Origin of the sequence: Herbiconiux solani NBRC 106740 (genome assembly GCF_001571005.1) — a bacterium.
GTDB lineage: Bacteria > Actinomycetota > Actinomycetes > Actinomycetales > Microbacteriaceae > Herbiconiux > Herbiconiux solani.
In genome coordinates this window covers 335,742-356,567 of the sequence record NZ_BCST01000006.1, presented here as the reverse complement: position 1 = coordinate 356,567, position 20,826 = coordinate 335,742, and the positions used below count along the sequence as shown (strand labels likewise).

Genomic DNA, 20,826 nt, shown 5'->3' with positions numbered 1-20,826 from the left:
GAGGTTGATCATGGCATTTGTGACAACGGATGACGGTGTAGAGATCTACTACAAGGACTGGGGCCCCAAGGACGCCCAGCCCATCATGTTCCACCACGGCTGGCCCCTCTCGGCCGACGACTGGGACGCCCAGATGCTCTTCTTCCTTGAGCACGGCTACCGCGTGATCGCCAGCGACCGCCGCGGCCACGGCCGCTCGTCGCAGGTCGGCACCGGCCACGACATGGACCACTACGCCAGCGACGCCTCGGCCGTCGTCGAGCACCTCGACCTGAAGAACGTCATCCACATCGGTCACTCGACCGGTGGCGGCCAGGTCGCCCGCTACGTCGCCAAGTTCGGCGAGCCCCAGGGCCGCGTCGCCAAGGCCATCCTGGTCTCGTCGGTGCCCCCGCTCATGGTGCAGACCGACGCCAACCCCGACGGCACCCCGATCTCGGTCTTCGACGGCTTCCGCAGCGCCCTCGCCGCGAACCGCGCCGAGTTCTACCAGGCCGTCGCCTCCGGCCCCTTCTACGGCTTCAACCGGCCCCAGAACACGCTCTCCGAGCCCGTCGTCGCCAACTGGTGGCGCCAGGGCATGATGGGCGCCGCTCTCGCCCACTACACCGGCATCGCGGCCTTCTCCGAGACCGACCAGACCGACGACCTCAAGGCCATCACCGTCCCCGTCCTGGTCACCCAGGGCGACGACGACCAGATCGTGCCCTACAAGGATGCGTCGCTGAAGCAGCACGAACTGCTCCAGAACTCCGAGCTGAAGATCTACGAGGGCTACCCGCACGGCATGCTCACCACGCACGCCGACGTGATCAACCCGGACCTGCTGGCGTTCATCCAGAAGTAGTCCGCACTGCCGGCCGCCTCACTGCGGCCGGCGTCGCTGCGCCGGAAGGTGCGCCCACGGTGATCCCGGGGCGCACCTTCCTTCGTTCCGGCCGCGATTCATCCCGAGTTCATCTGTCGACCTCGGGCGGTTCATCCAGGCTCCGTAACTTCTTGCCTCGTGCTAACTACCTCGGGGCGAAGCCCACGAACATCCCTGTCCAGCTCGAGCGGGAGAGCCCGCTGGACCACGACCCTCGCGGGACTCGCGGGCCTCGCGGTCGTCGGCTCGGCCGCCCTCGGCGGCGCGCTTCCCGCTCAGGCGGCCGACGCCGCCACCCAGACGGCCGGGGGCCAGGCCGCCGGCACCGCCGCTGCGGGCGTCACCTCCGACGACCTGCTGTCGGGCCTCGTCCTCGACGACCACGGCTCCGCCATCGTCACCCAGGCCGAGCACACCGTGATCGCACCGGGCCTTGACCGCGTGAGCCTCCGCCGCATCTCGGCCGCCGGACCGCTGCACGCCGAGATCCTCGTCGCGAAGCTCGGCGCCGACTCGGCCGTGCACGCCGACTACCTCTACCCGGGCGCCGTGTCGTCGGCCGAGACCGTGCGCGACATGCTGAGCCGCACGGGTGCGGTCGCCGGCGTGAACGGCAGCTTCTTCGACATCAACAACACCAACGCCCCCAACGGCATCGGCGTCAGCACCGGCGAGGGCGTCGTCACCGCTCCCGACGGCAGCACCGAGGGCGGCAACCCCGTCACCTTCGGCGCCGACGGCCTCGGCGCCTTCGCGCAGCTCATGCTCGAGGGGTCGGTCGACCTCGGCGCCGCCGGAAAGCTGACGGTTTCGGGCGTCAACACCGCGGTGCTGAACCCCGGTCACATCGCCCTGTTCAACTCGGCCTGGGGCGAGGGCAACCGCGCCCGAGTGCTGCAGAACGGCGCCGGGAAGGATCCGGGTGTCGAGGTCTGGGTCGTCGACGGCCATGTCACCAAGGTCACGACCGAGGTCGGTTCGGGCGCCATCCCGGCCGGCACGCAGATCCTCGTCTCGCGCGGGACCGGGGCGAACACGGATGCGCTCAGCGCCCTCGCCGTCGGAGCCCCCGCCACGATCGCCTACGGGCTGAGCGCGAACGCCGGCAACGTCGTCGCCGCGATCGGCGCGAACCAGACCCTGCTCACCGACGGCACGGTCACCGACAACGGCGACCCCTCGGTCGAGCCGCGCACCGGCGTCGGGTTCGCCGACGGCGGGCACACGATGATCCTCGCGGTCGTCGACGGCCGGCAGACCACGAGCATCGGCATGAAGCTCACCCAGTTCGGCCAGTTCTTCAAAGACCTGGGAGCCGACAGCGCCGTCAACCTCGACGGTGGCGGATCCTCGACGATCCTCGCCCGTCAGGCCGGCGACTCGGCGGCCACTCTGCTGCACAACCCCTCCGACGGGGCCGAGCGCCTCGTGCCCAACGGGCTCGGCCTCTTCGTCGCCCCGGGTTCGGGAACCGTCGCGGGGTACCGCGTGGTCACCGAGCACACGACGACGGATGCATCCCGCGTCTTCCCGGGACTCCACCGGTCGCTGACCGCCCGCGGTTATGACGAGATGTACGCCCCGGTCTCCGGCACGACGCCGGCGTGGACGGCCGACTCCCCCGCCGTGGCCGTCTCGGGTCACGACGGATCCTCCGCGACGGTCGAGGGCGTGACGCCGGGCCAGGCGACCGTGAGCGCGACGACCGGGGCGGCAGTCGGGGCGGCCCCCGCCGCAACCGGCACCACGGGCATCCAGGTGCTCGGCCCGCTGCAGCGCGTCACCGCATCCACCTCGCTCGTCGCCCTCGTCGACTCGACCTCGGCCGGTTCGCTGACCCTCGTCGGTCACGACGCCCAGGGGTACGAGGCTCCGATCGACCCGGCCGACGTCACCGTCACCGGTGACGACGGCGGCCAGTTCACCCTCGTGCCCGGCACGGACGGCACCTTCCGCATCACCTCGAACGTCGCCAAGGGCAGCACCGAGTTGCACTTCGCGGTGCAGGGGCAGACGGTCGACGTCGCGGTGACCGTGGGCGTCAGCGACGCCGCGATCTCGACCTTCGACGACGTCGTCTCCTGGCGGGTCACCTCAGCCCGCTCGACGGTCACGATCGGTTCGGACGCCGGACGCACCGGCGGCACCTCGGTGCACATCAGCTACGACTTCTCGCAGCAGCCGGGCACGCGCACGGCCAACGCCATCCCGCCGGCGCGATACCCCATCCCGGGCCAGCCGCAGAAGGTGAAGGTCTGGGTCAAGGGAACGTCCTCGATCGGCGCGAACGCCGAGACCTACCTCGGTTACCGCGACGCGAACGGCAGCACGAAGTTCTCGTACTCCACCGCACCGGCCGGCAACGGCTGGCAGCAGATCGAGTACGCCATCCCGCAGGGCACCGCGTACCCGATCGAGTTCACCCAGGTCGCGGCCTACGAGACCAACGCCGACCAGCTCTACCGCGGCGAGATGTGGTTCGACGACGCGACCGCCGAGGTGGCGCCGGACGTCGACCTGCCGATCGCGCCGCTGGAGACCAGCCACATCATCGCCGCCGACGGTGCGACCGATGACGATGCCCAGCGGGTCGCCGTGATCTCGGATGCGCAGTTCGTCGCCCGCGACCCGAACAGCGGCCAGGTGCAGGCCGCGCACCGCGCGCTGAAGGAGATCGTGGCCTCGAAGCCCGACGTGATGTTCATCGACGGCGACTTCGTCGACGAGGCCTCCCCCGCCGACTTCGCGCTGGCCAAGTCGATCCTCGACGAGGAGCTGGCCGGGGTCGACTTCCCCTGGTACTACATCCCGGGCAACCACGAGATGATGGGCACCTCCGACCTCACGAACTTCACGAACGTGTTCGGCGATCCGGTGAAGGCCGTCGATCAGGGCGGCACGCGCTTCCTCCTGCTCGACACCTCGACCGGTTCGCTGTCGAAGCGGTTCTCGCAGCTGCAGCTGCTGCGCGCGCAGCTCGACGACGCGGCGTCGAACCCGGCCATCACCGGGGTCGTCGTTCTCCAGCACATGCCGATCGACGACCCGCTGGTGAACAAGGCCAGCCAGCTGGTGAACCGGCAGGATGCGGAGCTCGAGCGGGGCTGGATCGAGGACTTCCGCGAGAGCTCGGGCAAGTCGATCGCGATGGTCAACGGGCACGTCGGCACCTTCCACTCCAAGGTGGAGGACGGCATCCCCTACGTGATCAACGGCAACTCGGGCAAGACGCCGTCGGAGTCGCCGGAGTTCGGCGAGTTCACGGGGTGGACGATGCTCGGGATCGACCCGGGGGCGGGGGTGTGGAGGGGGGCTTCTTCTTCTGCTTCTGCCGCTGATGGCTCTGGCTCTGCCGGCTCGACCGCGACCGACGGCAACGCCTGGCTCGAGGTCGAGACGCAGACCCGCGTCGACAGCCTCGCGACCGTGGCGCCCACCGGGCCCCTCGCATCCGGTCGCACGGCGGCTCTCGCCCCGACGGTCACGCAAGACGGCACCCGGGTTCGGGATGTCGCCTGGCCGATGAGCTGGGCCTGGACCGGCAGCGACTCGCTGTTCGTCGGGTCGGTGGCCGATGCGCCGAACGACGCGGTCGCGGCCCTCGACCCCGAGACGCACGTGCTCACGGGCCTGCGCTCGGGCAGCGGCCACGCGATGCTGACGATGAACGGGGTCAGCACCGAGGTGCCGTTCGAGGTGACCGGGGGCCGCGTCGCGGTGACCGGTACGCCGTCGTTCGGCAGCACTCTGACCGCCGACCTCAGCGAGTGGGATGCGGCGGCCGGGTCGTCGACGGCGTTCCAGTGGCTGCGCGACGGCTCCCCCATCGACGGCGCCACCGCGTCGACCTACCAGGCGGGTGCCGACGACCTCGGCCACCGACTGTCGGTCACGGCGACGGTCTCGGGTGCCGGCCTCACGCCGGTCTCGACGACGAGTGCCGAGACCGCGGCGATCGCCGCCATCCCGTTCCCGACGACGCCTTCGGCGACGATCGCGGGCGACGCCCGGGTGGGGTCGACCCTGACGGCGGCCGTGGGCGATTGGGGTGTCGGCGATGTGGCGGTCGGGTACCGCTGGCTCCGCGACGGGGTCGCGATACCGGATGCGATATCCGGCACATTGCTGCTGACCGACGCCGATCTCGGAGCGCGAATCACCGTCGAGGCCACCGGCACTCGGCCGGGCTACGTCACCCAGAGCGTCACGAGCACGCCGACGGCGGCCGTCGCGGCGGGCGCGGGAACGACGCCTCCGGGCACCGGAACCCCGCCCACCGGTACCCCCGCGACCCCGCCGGCCGGTGATCCCGGCACCGGTTCGGGTACCGGCACCGGCACCGGCAGCGGCACGGGCACCGGCAGCGGCACGGGTTCGGGCACCGGCTCCGGCTCCGGCTCCGGCTCGACCGGCGGGTCGGACTTGGCGACGACCGGCTTCAACGTGCTGACGGTGGCGGGCCTCTCCGCCCTCCTCCTCGCGCTCGGAGCCGCGGTGGTCCTCCTCCGCCGCCGTCGCCTTCTCGCGGCCGCGCCCTCCCCGGCCGGCCCGGCCGGTTCGGCGAAAGGTCCCGACAGAACGGACGGACTCGACAGCCTCGACCTGACCGACCGCCCCTAACCGACGCGGGCACGCCCGCGGCGCGAATCACGCGAACGGCACGAAACGGCCGGGTGGCACTCCACCCGGCCGTTTCGCATCCTCAGCCCCCGCCCACGCGGGATGAGGGTCACCAGAACTCGCGGTAGGCCGCGTGGTAGGAGTCGACGAGCACGCCGAACGAACCGAACTCGTAGTCCTCACGCGGTTGGCCCACGATGGCTGTCCAGAGCTCCTGGCCGTCGGCCGAGGGGCTGCGCGCCTCGGCGTGCTCCGCGCCCAGGTCGCGCGCCGCCGAGATCTGTACGGCGCTCAGTTGCCGGCTCCCGAAACCGAGCATCACTCTTACCGTCCCATCCACGTGTCGTAGAGGGCAGCAGCGCACGACAACGTGGGGGTGACACGCGCTGCTGCCCCGTCTTTGGGATCACAATCCACCAGGGTCCGGGGTGCAACGCGATGGCCCTGACTCTACGTCGCCACACCCTGGAGCGATAGACCCCGACCGACCCGGAAACACGTCGCGTGATCCCGCAGACCGGATCCGTCATTCGGGGAGCGTGCAACGTTTGGGGGCCGGCCGGCCAGGTACTGAGTGAGAACAGCCCTGAGTACGGAGGATGATCCTGATGGACGACACCACCCTCGACGACCTGCTCACCACGAGCGCGCCGCCCCGACGATCCCGCGACCCGCGCGTCGCCGCCGAGCTGCAGCGCGTCGCGGCCGAAGCGCGCGTGCTGGCGGGCGAGCGGCCGACCTCGCCCCGCCGCTCGCCGCACCGCCGCCGCCGGCTGTGGTGGCTCGCCGTGCCGGTGCTCGGCATCCCGGTGATCGGCCTCGTCACCACCGCCAGCACCGAGCCCCGCCTCGTGCCCGACTTCAGCATCCCGATCGCGTACACGACCGACACCGGCAAGCAGATCGCCTGCTCGATCGACTTCTACAACGGTGAGATCGACTACCGGGAGCAGTCGCTCACGGCCGTCGCCTGGCTCGAGGCCCAGGACTGGACCGGCGTCGGCCAGCGCGTCTACGACGTGGCGCTCGGGTACGAGAACGACCCGGCCTGGCTGGGCTCCGAACTGAACAGCGACCACCCCACGGATGCCGCGACCATCCAGCACCGCGCCTTCCTGACCGCGCAGGAGGACGTGATGTTCGCCGCCCTCCACGACCAGGTGATGACCGACGGCGACCACTACGGCGCCGATTCGGACTGCACCGGAGAACTGCATTGAGCTTCGGAGAGGCCGTGCGGGCGGGCCTGGGCCGGGACGCGTCATCCCGAACCGGCGACGACGTGAAGGCCGACCCGGTGGCTGCCGCGAAAGCCGACCCGGCAGGTGCCGCGAACGCAGCGCGCAGCGCCCGCATCAGCGAGCTCGTCGAACGCGAGGCCGGCGACCTGCTCGACTACTTCCTCCGCCGCACCACGACCGCGGAGGACGCGGCCGACCTCCTCGGCGAGACCCTGCTGATCGTCTGGCGCCGCGAGCGGGCGGTTCCCGACGACCCGATCCAGGCACGCATGTGGATGTTCGGGGTCGCCCGAAAAGTCCTCTCCGGCCAGCACAGATCCCGCCGCCGCCGCGAGGCTCTGACGGCGCGCCTCGCGGCCGAACTCACCGTCGCGATGCCGGCCGCGTCCACCGTCGCCGTGCCGGCCGCGCCGGGCGCCGACCTCCGCGACCTGATCGAGCGGCTGCTCGACGAGACCGACCAGGAGATCATCGAGCTCGTCTACTGGGACGGCTTCGGCCTCGCGGAGGCCGCGAGCATCCTGGGCCTCCGACCCGCGACGGTGCGCAGCCGCCACGCCCGCGCCCGGGCGAAGCTGAGGGGAGCTCTGGACACGCCCGGGATCCCGTGACCCGCCGAGCCCCTCGTCTACACTCGTGATCCATGACATCTTCGTCGGTTGATGTGAAGCTCCGCACGGCACTCGGTTCGAAAGAGTGGACCGCGGTGATCGAAGTCATCGAGGAGAACTGGGGCGTTCTGACCCAGACGAACCACGCTCTGCTGGTCGAGTCGATCAACGCCCTGCCGGCGGGCGTGCTCGCCGAGAACCCCCGGCTGGTCGCGGCGAAGACCTACGTGAACTACCTCCCGGTGAACGGCGACGCTCGGCCGCTCCGCTTCCAGCACGCGGCCACGGCCGGGCGCGGTGGTCTGCTCGACGTGCTCGCCGACCTCACGAGCCGGAGCGTCACCGCCCGGTTCCAGGGAAATCCGGCCGAGGCCGTCGCCCTCGTCCGCGAGGCGCACCAGACGATCGCCGAGGTCTCGGACGACGCGATCGCGGCGATCCGCCCGGTGCTCCCGGACATCCGCCTGCAGTGGGCGATCACGCTCGAGCTCGCGGGTGAGCTCGTCGACGCGAACCGGGCCTACGAGCGCACCTTCGACGAGGCGGTGACCTTCGACAACCGGCGGATCGCGGCCAAGGCGGCCGGTTCCCTCGCGCTCAACTACGCCCTCGGCGGCAACCGGCAGGCCGCCGAGCAGTGGCTGAACCGCCAGGAGCACGCCGGGTTCGACGTGTCGGCCGACACCCTGCAGGCCGACACCATCCTGACCACGGGCGGACTCGCGCGCGCCCTGCTCGAGACGAACGACCTGCGCTTCGCCGAGGCGCAGGCGGCCCTGGATGCGGCGCCCTCGGTCGAGATCGACCGCGAGACGTGGGCGCTCCGGCTGTTCGTCGAGTCGACCCTGGCCCGAGCCGCGGGTCACGCGCGCCCGCAGCTCGCCCGGGTCGGCGCGACGCTGACCACCCAGCCCGAGCGGCACCGCACGACCGGTCTGAACGGCTGGCTGACGGCGATGGCCACCACCGAGCTGCAGCTGGCGCTCGGCGACGTGGTCGCGGCGAACCGCACTCTGACGCAGCTCGGCGGGTCGGGAGTGCGCGTGGCCACGGATCCCCCGAGCATCCTGCGCGCCTGGACCGCTCTTCGGCGCGGCGATGCCCGCGCGGCGCTCGTGCTGGCGGCGCCGGGACTGTCGGAGCCCCTGACGAGCCCGCGCATCACGGCCGAGCTCCTGCTGATCCTGGCCACGGCGAGCCTCATGCTGGGCCAGACCGACGAGGCCCGCGAGCACTTCGCCGCTTGTCTCGATCTGATCGTCTCGGAGAAGATGGCGATCATCCTGTTGCGCCTGACGCCGGCCGAGCGGGCGACGCTCCTCGCGCCCCATCACGACGCGCTGGGTCCGCGCCTGGTCGGCCTGCTCGACTCGGGCCCGCGCCCAGAGACGGCGGCCCCCGTCGTGCCGTTGACCGAGCGCGAGCGGGTCGTGCTGCGCCACCTCGTGCAGGGCGAGAGCCTGGCGGCGATCGCGGGTGCGGAGCACGTGTCGCCCAACACGGTGAAGACGCAGGTGCGTTCGATCTACCGCAAGCTGGGCGTGAGGGATCGCGAGGGTGCCATCCGCGCGGTCACGGCGGCCCCCCACCTCCTCACCTGAGCCGTCCCGCCTGCAGCCCGCGCCGCCCGCGCCGCCCGCAGCGCTCGCAGCGCTCGCACGGTCGACGCTAATGTGAACACACGGGCCCGCGATCGAGCGTGCCCGGAAGGGGAACCGGGGGGATCCGCATGAGCAGGTCAGCGCATCATCGAGCGGCGAGGTCGTCGAGCAGGTCGTCGCTCGCCGCGATGGCCGCAGGGGCCGTCATCATCTCCCTGCTCCTCGCCGGGTGCAGCACGAGGAACAGCGAGGGGTCGACGGCTCAGGATGCGGATTCCGGCCAGACCTCCGTCACAGAACCCGAGTCCGAATCGGGCGTCACCGAGGCGGAAGGCGAAGACAGCGGGGAGGCAGGGGATGCCTCCGAACCGACGCAGACGGCGGGCTGCGAATGGATCTCGACGGATGACGCGGCCGCCGTCCTCGGCGCGCCCATCACCGCCACCGGGGCCACCTCCGGCCACGTCGGCGCGATCGACGACTGCAATTTCGGCACGGACCCGACCGCGGACGCTCCGTACGGGCGGGGCATCACCTACCAGGTGATCGACCACGGCAGCGACGACGGCGCCTCCTCCGCGCTCGTCTCGATGGGTGCGGAGGGGCCGGACGCGGGCATCGGGGACGAGTCGTTCCTGGTCGGCACAGCCGGAATCGCGGCGAGGTTCGGGCGGGTGACCAGCGTCGTCCTGATCACCGGGATGCCCGACGGGATCGACGCGGCCACGACGCTGCAGCAGCTGATCGCACCGCACGTCGGAGGTTGAACTCCCGCGCGCGGGGTGACGCAGGCATCGGGTCAGCGCGGCGGGTCAGCCGAGAATGCCGTCGAAGTCGGTTCCGTCGGGCCCGTGCACCCAGAAGTGCGCGGGCACCACGGTGCCGCCGTCGGCCACATCGAGCAGCAGGTCGGCGACCGTCGATGCATCCCGGGGGTCGTCGACATCCACGACGACGGATGCGCCCGTCTCGCCGACGGTCTCCGCCGACGTCGAGAGGGAGCTCAGCGAGGCCACCGTGCCGATCTGCTCGAGCACCGCCGCCAGCTCGGCCGAGGGCCAGGTCGGTGTCACCTCGATGGAGATGTGGTGCGCGCTCGCCTCGGCGTTCCAGGATGCGCTGACCGCCGGCACGGCTCCCTCGCCCGCGGTCAGGGCGTCGCGCAGTGCGGGGATGACCGCGGTGAGCGAGGTGGCGTCATCCACGGTCAACAGATAGGTCGAGCCGTAGACGGCGCCGTCGACCGAAGAGATGCTCGCGTCCGACCGCAGGGCGACAGCCGCCCGCACGGCACCGTCGGTGATCGCGCCGAGAGTGGTGGGTGCGGCCCCCGTGCCGCCCGGGATGCGGAGGGCGAGCCGCACGGTGAGGCCTTCGCGCCGGGCGTCGGCGAGCACGGGGGCGAGCTCGGCCGGCACGGTCTCGATGCCGGCGGCGGTGTCGGCGTCGGCCCGGAGGTCGAGGTACCACTCGCCCGGCTTGTCCTTGAAGTCGACGTCCCTGACGGTGACGTCGACGGCACGGATGCCGGGCACGGCATCCACGCTCCCGGCCAGTTCGGCGGCGGCGGCCTTCAGCTCCGCCGGAGGATCGGGCCTCAGCGAGCACCCGGCGAGCGTCGCCCCGACCACCGAGAGGCACAGCGCGGCGCCGACGGCACGGTGGGCACCGCGGACACGGCGGCTGCCGGGGGCACCGCGGCTCGAGCTCCTCATCCGCACAGCAAACCGCCCCCGCCTGCGCGAACCCCGAAAGCACCACCGGCACCGCGCCGCGCGACACCCACCGCCACCGCTACCATCGACCCATGGCGGCCACCGTGAAGAGCGTCGACGACTTCCTCGGCGCGTTGGAGCCGGAACCGCGCGCCCAGGTCGAGGATCTTCGGCGGATCATCCTGGCCCTCCGGCCGCCCGTGACCGAGCACATCAAGTGGAACTCGCCCAGCTACGTGCACGACGGCATCGACCGCATCACCGTCAACACCCGCAACAAGGCGGGTGCCGTGCAGCTCATCCTGCACTTCGACACGGCCCGCCCCGAAGACCGCGCCGCCCCGCCCCTGATGCCCGACGACACGGGCCTCATCCGCTGGCTCTCGGACATCCGCGGTGTCATCACCCTCCCGCCCGGCACCGCGGCATCCTCCCTCGAGCCCGCCCTCACCACCGCCCTCACCCGCTGGCTCGCGCTGCCCTGAGCCGCAAGCTCAGCGAGGTCAGCGAGGTCAGCGGCTGCCGCCGTAGGCGGTGGGGACGAGGTCGAGGCGCGGGGCCTGCGTGCGGATGAGGTCGAGGACCGCGACCGCGACCTGGTCGGGGGTGTCGAAGACGGCGCCCTCCGTCATGGCCTCGGCGTCGGCCCGGCCGGCACGGATGGAGCGCAAGAACTCGGTGTCGGTCGCGAACGGGATGAGGGTGGAGACCGTGACGCCCGTGCCCTTGAGCTCGTTGCGGGCGATGGCCGAGAGGCGCTCGAGGGCGATCTTGCTCGCGACGTAGCCGCCGGTGCCCGGCACGTCGCCGAAGGTCGTGCCCGAGCTGACGTTGACGATCGCTCCCGAGCCCTGCCGACGCAGGATGGGCAGCACCGCCTGCATCACCGCGAGCGGCGCCACCAGGTTGAGCTCGAGGATCGCCCGGAAGTCGTCGAGCCCGATCTGCTCGACCTCGGCCTGCAGGCCTTGGCCGGCGTTGTTCACGACGACGTCGATCCGCCCGAAGGCCTCGAGCGCGGCGTGCACCAGCGCGGACACCTGGGCCTGGTCGGTGACGTCGCAGGCCACGGCGATCGCGCGCACGCCGTCCGAGCCCGACGCACCACCCGAACCCGACGCACCACCCGCACCACCCAACTCGGCCGCGAGATCGCACAGCCGATCCGCCCGCCGAGCCGCCAGAACCACCTTCGCCCCGGCCGCCACCGCAGCGCGGGCGGTCGCCTCGCCGATCCCCGAGGAGGCTCCGGTGATGATGACGACGCGGTCTTCGATGTCCATGAGCAGGTTCCTTCAGGGTCGGGATGCGGTCGGAATCGCCGACCTCGAATAACGCTACTCTTCAGTAGCGTTATTAATCCACCTCCCCTAGGCTGATCCCATGAACCACACGGCCGACCCGCGCCCCGGCCGCCCCTACGACCGCTCACGCGACGCCCTCGTGCTGGCGACGACCCTCGACCTGCTCGCCGAGCATCCTTACGGCCGGGTCACCCTCGACGACGTCGCCGCCCGCACCGGCCGCGCCAAGACGACCCTCTACCGCCGCTGGGCGACGAAGGACGAGCTCGTGCTGGCGGCCGTGCGCTCGATGGGCCGCCCACCCGAGGACGGCGAGCTGCCCGACCGAGGATCCCTCCGCGCCGACCTGCTCGCGGTCATCGACTCCCCCTGGCTCGGCGGCCCCGACCGCCGGTCCGCCCTCTTCACCGGGCTCAGCGCCGCCGCCCGCAGCTCCGAACCGCTCGCCGCCCTCGTCCGCACCGAGGTGACCGAGCCGTACGTCGCGATCTACCGGCGGCTCCTCGAGCGGGCCGTCGACCGAGGCGAGCTGCCCGCTGGGCTGACCCCGCGCATCCCGACCCTGGCCGCCGTCATCCCCGCGATGAGCGACCTCCAGCTCGCCGGCGCCACCCGCGCCGGCACCCGCCGGGACTTCTTCGTGGCGGTGGTCGACGACGTGGTGCTCGCGGCGATCCGCGGCGCCGCGGCCTCACCCGGCGCAGGAGGACTGATCGGTTCGGTGGAAGGATGAGTGGATGCTCAATCGCCTGACACTGCCCGTCACCCTCCATGCAGCAGAGGCCCTCGATCTGCGACGCGCGAGCCGCGACGACCTCGGCGCGATCATGCGGCTGCTCTCGGACGACCCGGTCAGCGCCGGACGCGGAGACGTGGGGAGTGCGGACGACGAGCCGGCCTACGCCGCAGCGCTCGACCGCATCCTGACCGACCGAGGCAACGAACTACTGGTCGCCGCCCGCGCCTCTAGCCCAGGCGAGGTCGTCGGCACCTTCCAGCTCACCCTCATCCCGGGCATGGCCCGCCGCGGCAGCACGCGACTGCTCGTCGAGGCCGTGCGCGTCTCGAGTGCCGAACGCTCCTCGGGCATCGGCAGCGCCCTCATGCGCTGGACCACGGATGTCGCGGCCCCCGCCCTCGGCGCCTCGCTCGTGCAGCTCACCTCCGACGCGGCCCGGGTCGACGCCCACCGCTTCTACCGCCGCCTCGGCTTCGTCGACTCTCACATCGGATTCAAGTACGCGGTGCCGAGCGCGCCGTCGCCCGCCTGACGATGATCACGATCGAATCCACCCGCCCCGACTCCCCCGACACCGACCTGATCATTCGGGCGTACCTGACGGATGTCGCGTCCCGCTGGTTCGGCCGCCCGGCGACGCCTGCGGAGGTCGACCAGGCCCTGCTCGACGAACCGTTCGATGACCTCACCGGCGACACGGGCCTCTTCCTCGTGGCCTACGACGACGACCTGCCGGTCGGATGCGCGGGCGCACGCTTCACCGCCGCCGATCCCGACGACGAGACCGAGACCAAGACCGTCGCCGAGCTCACGAAGGTCTTCACCCTGCCCACCCACCGCGGCACGGGCACCGGGTCGCGCCTGATCCGGGCCCTCGAGCAGCACTGCCGCGAACGCGGCATCCGCACCCTGCGCCTCGACACGCGCGCCGAGCTCGCGGAGGCCTGCGCCCTCTACGAACGCCTCGGCTTCACCCGCGTCGCCCCCTTCAACGCCGACCCCTACTCCGACCGCTGGTACGCCAAGACCCTCACGCTGTAAGCGCGCCGCAACCCAGCGCGCGCAGCTCAGCGCCCGCGCGCCGTGTTCACCGCGTTCACGAGGTACGACCCGCGGCTCATCAGGGCGTAGCGCGCCTCGAACTGTAGCGCGGCCGGATCGCGCAGAGCGGCCTCCACCTCGGCCACGGTGACACCGGCCAGCCGCGCGAGGTTCTCGACCGACAACCGGCACTCGATCGTCAGCGACTCGAGGATGCCCCTCAGCCGCTCGTCGTCGCCGATCCGCAGCCCCTCCGTCAGCTGCGCCGCGAGCAGCCCGAGCGGCGCGCCCTCTGAGGGCGCGAGCGGCTGAGGCCCGGCGGTCATCCCCGCTCGTGCGGAGGCCGGCGAGCGCAGGAACGCGCGGATGCTCTCCCCCGGAATCCCGGTCATCGCGACCAGCGCCTCCTCCGTCACCAGCCCCTGCTCGACGAGTCGGTTGAGCTCTCCGGCGACATCGAATCCCTCTGACATGCCGTCACCCTACCCACCGGGTTGCCGGTGACGCAGCCCGCCGAGCACCCCCGCCAAATGCCCCCCGCGGAATGTATCCGGCAGGTAAATCCTCGAACGGGGTATTGACAGCGGTCTTTCGATCACTTCATCATTGTGTCCAATGACAAACACAGTCATCAGACAACTGCAATCAGAAGGCTCCTAATGCTCAATTTCGATGAAGCCCGCTTCACCAGAATCCAGTCCGGCGCGGTGGCGTTGTCCGGCCCGCTCGACGACCTCGTCGGCGACCTGCTCGAGAAGGGCGCGACCAACATCTTCTTCCTGGGCGCGGGCGGAGCCGGCGTGCTCATGCAGCCCGCCGCGCAGCTGATCAGGCGCAACTCCGACTTCCCGGCCTACCTCGAGAACGCCGCCGAGCTGATGGCCGTCGGCTCGGTCAACCTCGGCCCCGGGTCGATCGTGGTCGTCCCCTCGCTCTCCGGCACCACCAAGGAGGCCGTGCAGGTCGTCGAGTACGCCCGCGACAAGGGCGCGACGACGATCGCCCTCACCGGCCACGCCGACACCCCGGTCGCCCAGGCCGCCGACCACGACTTCACCAACTACGCCGCCGACGACACCTCGTCGGAGTCGTTCTACCTCCAGTCGCTCGAACTGGCTCTCTCGATCATCCGCCGTCGCGGCGAGCTGCCCGACTACGACGCCGTGATCGCCGAGCTGGCCCTGCTGCCCGAGCTGCTCGTCGAGGCCAAGCGCGCGTTCGAGCCGCGCGCCGAGGAGCTCGCCATCCAGACGAAGGATGTCGGGTACCACATCTTCACCGGCGCCGGCGAGGCCTGGACCGAGGCGTGGTACTTCGCCACCTGCATCCTCGAGGAGATGCAGTGGGTGCGCACCCGCCCGGTGCACGCCTCCGACTTCTTCCACGGCACCCTCGAGCTGGTGGAGCAGGGCGTGAGCGTCGTGCTGCTGAAGGGCGAGGATGCGACGCGGCCGCTCGCCGACCGCGTCGAGGCCTTCGTGCCGACCGTGACCCGCGACCTGACCGTGATCGACTCGGCCACCGTCGAGCTGCCCGGCATCAGCCCCCGGGTGCGCGCCCTGATCTCGCACATCGTGCTCGCCACGGTGCTCGAGCGCTACAGTGCGCATCTCGAGGTCGTGCGCGACCACCCGCTCACCACCCGCCGCTACTACCGCCGCCTCGACTACTGAGCCCACCCGGGGATGGAGGCCCTGCGTCTCCATCCCCGATGCACCACCCGCACCGATCCGAACCGAAAGCCCCACCCTGCACCTCTTCCCAGAACCATCGACCCCCATCGCGCGGCAAAAGCCGCCGGGTTAGGACCCCTCATGATCACCTCACTCAGCTCCAAAGCGGCCCTGCGGCTGCGAGTCGCCGCGGCCTCCACAGCCGGCCTCGCCCTGTTCGCCCTCGCCGGATGCTCCTCGAGCGGCACCGGCGCCCCCTCGACGGCGGCCGCGGGCGACGACGTCGCGGTCACCCTCATCATCAAGACCCAGGGCACCTCCTTCTTCCAGGAGATGGCCGACGGCGCGACCGCCGCGGCCGACGAGCTGGGCGTGAACCTCACGGTCGCCGCCGGCAAGGTCGACGGCGACGAGGACACCCAGATCCAGGCGATCGAGAACGCGATCTCGCGAGGCGACCAGGGCATCCTGATCACCCCCAACGGTCCCACGGTCTTCGACGCGATCCAGAAGGCCCGGGATGCCGGCCTCTACGTGATCGCGCTCGACACGGTCCCCGACCCGGCCGACTCGGTCGACATCACCTTCGCGACCGACAACTTCCTCGCCGGCCAGCTGGTCGGTCAGTGGACGGCCCAGAAGCTCGACGGCGGCGACGCCGTGATCGCGCTGCTCGACCTCTTCGACGACAAGGTGCTCACGGTCGACTACGACCGCGACCAGGGCTTCCTCGACGGTCTCGGCATCGACGTCGGCGACCCGGCGAAGAACGGCGACGAGGCCCCGACCGGCACCTACACCGGCGGCAAGGGCGGTTCGTACACGATCGTCGGCAACCTGGCCACGCAGGGCACCGAGGAGGGCGGCCGCACCGCGACCGAGACCCTGCTCAGCAAGAACCCCGACATCAACGTGATCTACGGCATCAACGAGCCGGCCTCCTACGGCGGCTACCAGGCGATGCAGGCCGCGGGCAAGACCGACGGGCTCATCACGGTCTCGATCGACGGATCGTGCGACGGCGCGCAGTACGTGCAGGACGGCATCCTGCAGGCCACCGCGCAGCAGTACCCTCTCAAGATGGCCGAACTCGGGGTGCAGGCGATCTACGACCTCGTCACCACCGGCGACGCCCCCAAGCCGGAGGACGGCAAGGAGTTCTTCAACACCGGCGTGCAGCTGATCACGAACGACCCGATGCCCGGCGTGCCGAGCATCGACGTCACGGAGGGCCAGGAAGTCTGTTTCTGATCCACTCCGCTCCGCACGACACCGGAGCGCATCGCGGGCGGGCTCCCCTCACGGGGGGCCCGCTCCTCCCCCGATCCCGACCAGGAGAAGCATCGTGACCGACGCCGCACCCAAGACAGGTTCCGTCGACCTGGCTGAGGAATTCCTCGACCGAACGACACCCGCCACCCGCATCCGGGGCATCCTCCACCGGCATCCCGCCATCAGCCCCGCGCTCGTGCTGGTCGTGGCGATCATCGTCTTCGGGCTGCTGAACGACCGCTTCCTCCGGCCCGAGAACCTCTCCCTGATCACGCAGCAGGTGGCCGTCGTCGGCACGCTCGCGATCGCCCAGACCCTCGTCATCCTGACCGCCGGCATCGACCTCTCGGTCGGCGCGATCATGATCCTCGCCGCCATGGTGATGGCGCAGACCGCGTCGACCTCGGGCCTGCCGCCCGTGCTCTGCCTGCTGCTCGGACTGGTCGTCGGCATCGCCGCCGGCGCCCTCAACGGCCTGCTCGTCACCCGGCTGAAGCTGCCGCCCTTCATCGTCACCCTCGGCACGCTCAGCATCTTCACCGCCGTGACGCTGCTCTACACGGGCGGTACGACGGTGCGGGGAGCCGAGATCCCGCCGCTGCTCACCTTCACCGGAACCACCTTCACGATCGGCGGCATCAGCCTGACCGCCGGCGTCGTGATCATGCTGCTGCTCTACGTCGTGATGGCCTACGTGCTGAACCGCACCGCCTGGGGCCGCCACGTCTACGCCGTCGGCGACGACAAGGAGGCCGCGCGCCTCGCGGGCATCAGCGTCAACCGGGTGCTCTTCTCGGTCTACCTGGCCGCGGGAGCGATCATCGCGATCACCGCCTGGATCCAGATCGGCCGCACGAACGCCGCCAGCCCCAACTCCGGCCTCGACCTCAACCTCGACTCGATCACCGCCGTCGTGATCGGCGGCACCAGCCTCTTCGGCGGCCGCGGCGCCATCTGGGGCACCCTGCTCGGGGCCCTGATCGTGGGCGTCTTCCGCAACGGTCTCGCCCTCGCGGGCCTCGACGTGCTCTACCAGACCCTCGCCGTGGGCGTGCTCATCATCGTCGCGGTCGCCGTCGACCAGTGGATCAGGAAGGCCCGTTCATGACCTCGACCGAAACCGCACCCCGCACCCGGACCCCGATCCTCGAGGCGCGCAAGCTCGTCAAGACCTACGGCCGGGTGGTCGGCCTCGACGGAGTCGGGCTGCAGCTCTTCCCCGGCGAGGTGCTCGCCATCATCGGCGACAACGGCGCCGGCAAGTCGACGCTCGTCAAGTGCCTCACGGGCGCCGAGGTGCCCGACACCGGCGAGCTGCTGCTCGACGGCCGCCCCATCACCTTCAAACGGCCTCAGGATGCGCGGGCCGCCGGCATCGAGACGGTCTACCAGAACCTCGCGGTCTCGCCCGCGCTCGACGTGGCCTCGAACCTCTTCCTCGGCCGCGAGGAGCGCAGGAGCGGGATCCTCGGCTCGGTGTTCCGGATGCTCGACGTCAAGGGCATGCGCGCGAAGGCCGAGAAGGAGCTCACCGAGCTCGGCATCTCGACCCTGCAGGACGTGACGGTGCCGGTCGAGAACCTCTCCGGCGGGCAGCGCCAGGCCGTCGCCGTCGCCCGCGCGGCCGCGTTCGGCTCCAAGGTCGTGGTGCTCGACGAGCCCACCGCCGCGCTCGGCGTGCGGGAGTCGAACCAGGTGCTCGAGCTGGTGAAGGCCCTGCGCGACCGGGGCATCCCGGTCATCATCATCAGTCACAACATGCCGCAGGTCTTCGCGGTCGCCGACCGCATCCACATCCAGCGGCTCGGCAAGTGCGCGGCGACCATCACCCCGCAGTCCCACTCGATGACCGAGGCCGTCGCCATCATGACAGGAGCCCAGACCGCATGACCCCGCCCTCCTCCCCCTGGGTCGCCGTCGTCGGCGACAACACCGTCGACCGCTACCTCGATGCCGCCGCCACCGAGTACTCGGGCGGCAACGCCTTCAACGTCGCGGTTCAGCTGGCCGCCCAGGGCGTGGCCGTACGCTACTTCGGCGCGGTCGGGCCCGACGAGGATGCCGAGATCATCCGCCGCGGGCTGCGGCGGAACGGCATCGCGGTCGACGACCTCGAGGTGATGCCCGGCGAGACCGCGATCACCCTCATCCGCGTCACCGAGACCGGCGACCGGGTCTTCGAGCGGGAGGACTTCGGGGTGACGGCGGCGTACCGGCCCGGCGACGACGCACTCGAGTCGATCTCGTCGGCCGCCTGGGTGCACATCGGCATGCTTCCGGATGCGGACGACTTCCGCGGGCGGCTGGCCGCGCGCCGCCTCACCGGCTGGCAGGGCGTGGTGAGCCAGGACTGCGCGGTCGCCTCGGGACTCGGCAACCTCGACGTCGCCTTCCTCTCGGCCGGCGAGGGGGTCGACGCCCTCGCGATCGCCCAGACGACCGTGGCGGCGGGTGTCCCGCTCGCCGTCGTGACCCGCGGTGCCGACGGGGCGATCGCGAGCGACGGCTCGTCGACCTGGAGTCAGGATGCGCTGCCCGCCGAGGTGGTCGACACGACCGGTGCGGGCGACAGCTTCATCGCCGGGTTCATCGCGGCGCAGCTGCGACGCGACGACGTCGGGCAGGCGCTGGAGAACGGTGCGCGCCGCGCGGCCGTGACGGTGTCGCATCCGGCCGGGTGGGCGCATCCGGAGCCCGAGGGCGACGTGGCTGACAGCGACGCGCGCGACGGCGACGCGGGTGATGGCGATGTTGCTGACGGCGACGCGGCCTCCCGCAGCGGCGCGCAGAGCGTCGCCGCCGACCGGTACGCGGCCGTCGACGCCGCGGTCGACGAGTTCGCCGCCGAGGCCACCGCCCTGCTGATCGAACTCGTCGCCGTGCGCAGCGTCAACCCGCTGCAGCCCGGTGTCGACGGCTCGCTCTACGCGGGCGAGGAGAAGCGCGCGAACGAGCTGCTGGCCGAGGCCTTCCGCCCGCTCGGTTTCGGCATCGAATGGGTCGAGGCGGCCGAGGGCCGGCCGAACCTGGTCGCGATCCTGCCGGGATCCGGCGGCGGGCGGTCGCTCGCCCTGAACGGGCACATCGACACCGTCTCGCCGCAGGCCGGCCGCTTCGACGACCCGTGGACGGCCGTGATCGAGGACGGCTGGCTCTACGGCCTGGGCGCCACCGACATGAAGGCGGGGCACGCGGCGATGTGGCTCGCGGCCCGTGCGCTGCAGAAAGCGGGCGTCACGCTCGCCGGCGACCTGCACATCCACTCGGTGGTCGGCGAGGAGACGATGAGCCACGAGATCGGCACCACGGCGATCCTCGAGGCCGGGTACCTGGTCGACGGCGCGATCGTGCCCGAGCCCACCTCGACCGCGCCGGACCTCCTGCGGGTGGCCAACGCGGCGGCCGGGAACTACCTGTTCTCGGTGGCCGTGCGCGGCAAGTCGACGCACTGGGCCTCGCGGAACCTCGCCATCCGTGCAGGCGGACCGGGCGACGAGATCGGAGTCAACGCGATCGACAAGATCGTGCAGGTCTACAACGCCATGCGGCAGCTCGAGGAGCAGTGGGCGTTCACGAAGACGCACCCGAGCTTCCCGGCGGGCGCCTTCATCATCCATCCCGGGGTGCTGCGGGCCGACATCGGCGTGGAGGCGGCGCCCTACTTCCCCGACCGCGCGCGGATCGACTACCTGCTCTCCTTCCCGCCCGGGTACACCTCGGCCGAGATCGCGGCCGAGATCGAGGAGCACGTGGGGCACGCGGCGGCCATGGATCCGTGGCTGCGCGAGCATCCGGTGGAGTTCACCTGGACCGACACCTGGCCGCCCGCGTTCACCGACCCGGCCGGGGACTTCGCCCGTTCGGTGATGGCCTCGCGCACCGAGCTCGCCGCCGTGGAACCGGCGGTCCCGCCGCTGGAGGAGCCGGTGACGGCCGCAGCCCAGTCGGACGCCAACTTCTACGAGGCCTACGGCATCCCGGCGCTGGTCTGCGGCCCCGGCGACGTGCGCGTCGCCCACGCGACCGACGAGCGGGTGGCGATCGAGAACATCGCGCTGGCCGCCCGGATGATCGCCCGCGCGGCCATCGACTGGTGCGGCACGGACCGGACATAGGACACATCCGTCGATCATCCGATGAA

General features: G+C 71.3%; 19 protein-coding genes. 15 read left to right on the top strand and 4 right to left on the bottom strand.

Annotation, left to right across the window (positions count from 1 at the left end; translation table 11 throughout):
* Positions 1 to 10 precede the first annotated feature (10 nt).
* Positions 11 to 847 carry an alpha/beta fold hydrolase gene (locus tag HSO01S_RS13380; RefSeq protein WP_066042166.1) on the top strand — a complete coding sequence of 279 codons (837 nt, stop codon included), beginning with the start codon at positions 11 to 13 and terminating at the stop codon, positions 845 to 847.
* A gap of 159 nt (positions 848 to 1,006) precedes the next feature.
* Complete coding sequence (locus HSO01S_RS13375; protein ID WP_066042164.1) at positions 1,007 to 5,488, top strand: phosphodiester glycosidase family protein; 4,482 nt, start codon at positions 1,007 to 1,009, stop codon at positions 5,486 to 5,488.
* Between the two features lie 109 nt (positions 5,489 to 5,597).
* Here the strand turns inward: HSO01S_RS13375 and HSO01S_RS13370 are convergent, their stop codons facing one another.
* Positions 5,598 to 5,807, bottom strand: a complete 210-nt coding sequence (locus HSO01S_RS13370) for a hypothetical protein (protein ID WP_066042162.1) — start codon at positions 5,805 to 5,807, stop codon at positions 5,598 to 5,600.
* A gap of 289 nt (positions 5,808 to 6,096) precedes the next feature.
* Here HSO01S_RS13370 and HSO01S_RS13365 point away from each other — a divergent pair, with 289 nt between their 5' ends.
* The 4 genes from HSO01S_RS13365 to HSO01S_RS13350 all read left to right on the top strand — a co-directional run bounded on the left by HSO01S_RS13365 (position 6,097) and on the right by HSO01S_RS13350 (position 9,708).
* Positions 6,097 to 6,708, top strand: coding sequence for a hypothetical protein (locus HSO01S_RS13365; RefSeq protein WP_066042160.1), 612 nt, complete (start codon positions 6,097 to 6,099; stop codon positions 6,706 to 6,708).
* Positions 6,705 to 7,340: an RNA polymerase sigma factor gene (locus tag HSO01S_RS13360; RefSeq protein ID WP_066042158.1), complete on the top strand. Its 636-nt coding sequence runs from the start codon at positions 6,705 to 6,707 to the stop codon at positions 7,338 to 7,340. The genes HSO01S_RS13365 and HSO01S_RS13360 overlap by 4 nt, the downstream gene beginning before the upstream one ends.
* A 95-nt stretch (positions 7,341 to 7,435) precedes the next feature.
* Complete coding sequence (locus HSO01S_RS19515) at positions 7,436 to 8,941, top strand: helix-turn-helix transcriptional regulator (protein ID WP_157079068.1); 1,506 nt, start codon at positions 7,436 to 7,438, stop codon at positions 8,939 to 8,941.
* Positions 8,942 to 9,069: 128 nt separating this feature from the next.
* A complete protein-coding gene (locus HSO01S_RS13350; RefSeq protein ID WP_157079067.1) occupies positions 9,070 to 9,708 on the top strand; it encodes a hypothetical protein in 639 nt (212 codons plus the stop codon).
* A 45-nt stretch (positions 9,709 to 9,753) separates the two neighbouring features.
* On the opposite strand, the gene HSO01S_RS13345 is transcribed toward HSO01S_RS13350, so the two are convergent.
* Positions 9,754 to 10,656, bottom strand: a complete 903-nt coding sequence (locus HSO01S_RS13345; protein WP_066042154.1) for a hypothetical protein — start codon at positions 10,654 to 10,656, stop codon at positions 9,754 to 9,756.
* 92 nt (positions 10,657 to 10,748) lie between these two features.
* Between HSO01S_RS13345 and HSO01S_RS13340 the strand changes: the two genes are divergently transcribed.
* Positions 10,749 to 11,141 carry a DUF1801 domain-containing protein gene (locus tag HSO01S_RS13340; RefSeq protein WP_066042152.1) on the top strand — a complete coding sequence of 131 codons (393 nt, stop codon included), beginning with the start codon at positions 10,749 to 10,751 and terminating at the stop codon, positions 11,139 to 11,141.
* A 27-nt stretch (positions 11,142 to 11,168) separates the two neighbouring features.
* On the opposite strand, the gene HSO01S_RS13335 is transcribed toward HSO01S_RS13340, so the two are convergent.
* Positions 11,169 to 11,939: an SDR family oxidoreductase gene (locus tag HSO01S_RS13335; RefSeq protein ID WP_066042150.1), complete on the bottom strand. Its 771-nt coding sequence runs from the start codon at positions 11,937 to 11,939 to the stop codon at positions 11,169 to 11,171.
* Positions 11,940 to 12,039: 100 nt separating this feature from the next.
* Between HSO01S_RS13335 and HSO01S_RS13330 the strand changes: the two genes are divergently transcribed.
* The 3 genes from HSO01S_RS13330 to HSO01S_RS13320 are packed head-to-tail and all read left to right on the top strand — an operon-like array spanning position 12,040 to position 13,740.
* Entirely contained in the window at positions 12,040 to 12,693 is a 654-nt protein-coding gene (locus HSO01S_RS13330; RefSeq protein ID WP_066042148.1) for a TetR/AcrR family transcriptional regulator, read from the top strand.
* Between the two features lie 4 nt (positions 12,694 to 12,697).
* Positions 12,698 to 13,231 carry a GNAT family N-acetyltransferase gene (locus tag HSO01S_RS13325; RefSeq protein ID WP_066042147.1) on the top strand — a complete coding sequence of 178 codons (534 nt, stop codon included), beginning with the start codon at positions 12,698 to 12,700 and terminating at the stop codon, positions 13,229 to 13,231.
* 2 nt (positions 13,232 to 13,233) lie between these two features.
* Positions 13,234 to 13,740 carry a GNAT family N-acetyltransferase gene (locus HSO01S_RS13320; protein WP_066042145.1) on the top strand — a complete coding sequence of 169 codons (507 nt, stop codon included), beginning with the start codon at positions 13,234 to 13,236 and terminating at the stop codon, positions 13,738 to 13,740.
* Positions 13,741 to 13,766: 26 nt separating this feature from the next.
* Here the strand turns inward: HSO01S_RS13320 and HSO01S_RS13315 are convergent, their stop codons facing one another.
* Positions 13,767 to 14,213 (bottom strand): HTH domain-containing protein, encoded by a 447-nt coding sequence (locus tag HSO01S_RS13315; RefSeq protein WP_066042143.1) that lies wholly within the window; start codon positions 14,211 to 14,213, stop codon positions 13,767 to 13,769.
* 186 nt (positions 14,214 to 14,399) lie between these two features.
* Here HSO01S_RS13315 and HSO01S_RS13310 point away from each other — a divergent pair, with 186 nt between their 5' ends.
* The 5 genes from HSO01S_RS13310 to HSO01S_RS18380 all read left to right on the top strand — a co-directional run bounded on the left by HSO01S_RS13310 (position 14,400) and on the right by HSO01S_RS18380 (position 20,800).
* Positions 14,400 to 15,413 (top strand): SIS domain-containing protein, encoded by a 1,014-nt coding sequence (locus HSO01S_RS13310; protein WP_066042141.1) that lies wholly within the window; start codon positions 14,400 to 14,402, stop codon positions 15,411 to 15,413.
* Positions 15,414 to 15,554: 141 nt separating this feature from the next.
* Positions 15,555 to 16,664 (top strand): substrate-binding domain-containing protein, encoded by a 1,110-nt coding sequence (locus HSO01S_RS13305; protein WP_066042139.1) that lies wholly within the window; start codon positions 15,555 to 15,557, stop codon positions 16,662 to 16,664.
* Between the two features lie 94 nt (positions 16,665 to 16,758).
* Positions 16,759 to 17,793 (top strand): ABC transporter permease, encoded by a 1,035-nt coding sequence (locus HSO01S_RS13300; protein WP_084361661.1) that lies wholly within the window; start codon positions 16,759 to 16,761, stop codon positions 17,791 to 17,793.
* Positions 17,790 to 18,575 (top strand): ATP-binding cassette domain-containing protein, encoded by a 786-nt coding sequence (locus tag HSO01S_RS13295; RefSeq protein ID WP_066042135.1) that lies wholly within the window; start codon positions 17,790 to 17,792, stop codon positions 18,573 to 18,575. Before HSO01S_RS13300 ends, HSO01S_RS13295 begins: the two co-directional genes overlap by 4 nt.
* Positions 18,572 to 20,800 carry a PfkB family carbohydrate kinase gene (locus tag HSO01S_RS18380; protein ID WP_084361660.1) on the top strand — a complete coding sequence of 743 codons (2,229 nt, stop codon included), beginning with the start codon at positions 18,572 to 18,574 and terminating at the stop codon, positions 20,798 to 20,800. The genes HSO01S_RS13295 and HSO01S_RS18380 overlap by 4 nt, the downstream gene beginning before the upstream one ends.
* Positions 20,801 to 20,826: the final 26 nt, after the last annotated feature.

Coding starts and splice junctions, on each gene's coding strand:
- HSO01S_RS13380 (WP_066042166.1), top strand. CDS start 11: ATGGCATTTGTGACAACGGATGACGGTGTAGAGATCTACTACAAGGAC.
- HSO01S_RS13365 (WP_066042160.1), top strand. CDS start 6,097: ATGGACGACACCACCCTCGACGACCTGCTCACCACGAGCGCGCCGCCC.
- HSO01S_RS18380 (WP_084361660.1), top strand. CDS start 18,572: ATGACCCCGCCCTCCTCCCCCTGGGTCGCCGTCGTCGGCGACAACACC.
- HSO01S_RS13325 (WP_066042147.1), top strand. CDS start 12,698: ATGCTCAATCGCCTGACACTGCCCGTCACCCTCCATGCAGCAGAGGCC.
- HSO01S_RS13315 (WP_066042143.1), bottom strand. CDS start 14,213: ATGTCAGAGGGATTCGATGTCGCCGGAGAGCTCAACCGACTCGTCGAG.
- HSO01S_RS13340 (WP_066042152.1), top strand. CDS start 10,749: ATGGCGGCCACCGTGAAGAGCGTCGACGACTTCCTCGGCGCGTTGGAG.
- HSO01S_RS13320 (WP_066042145.1), top strand. CDS start 13,234: ATGATCACGATCGAATCCACCCGCCCCGACTCCCCCGACACCGACCTG.
- HSO01S_RS13335 (WP_066042150.1), bottom strand. CDS start 11,939: ATGGACATCGAAGACCGCGTCGTCATCATCACCGGAGCCTCCTCGGGG.
- HSO01S_RS13330 (WP_066042148.1), top strand. CDS start 12,040: ATGAACCACACGGCCGACCCGCGCCCCGGCCGCCCCTACGACCGCTCA.
- HSO01S_RS13345 (WP_066042154.1), bottom strand. CDS start 10,656: ATGAGGAGCTCGAGCCGCGGTGCCCCCGGCAGCCGCCGTGTCCGCGGT.
- HSO01S_RS13370 (WP_066042162.1), bottom strand. CDS start 5,807: ATGCTCGGTTTCGGGAGCCGGCAACTGAGCGCCGTACAGATCTCGGCG.
- HSO01S_RS13350 (WP_157079067.1), top strand. CDS start 9,070: ATGAGCAGGTCAGCGCATCATCGAGCGGCGAGGTCGTCGAGCAGGTCG.
- HSO01S_RS13305 (WP_066042139.1), top strand. CDS start 15,555: ATGATCACCTCACTCAGCTCCAAAGCGGCCCTGCGGCTGCGAGTCGCC.
- HSO01S_RS13295 (WP_066042135.1), top strand. CDS start 17,790: ATGACCTCGACCGAAACCGCACCCCGCACCCGGACCCCGATCCTCGAG.
- HSO01S_RS13310 (WP_066042141.1), top strand. CDS start 14,400: ATGCTCAATTTCGATGAAGCCCGCTTCACCAGAATCCAGTCCGGCGCG.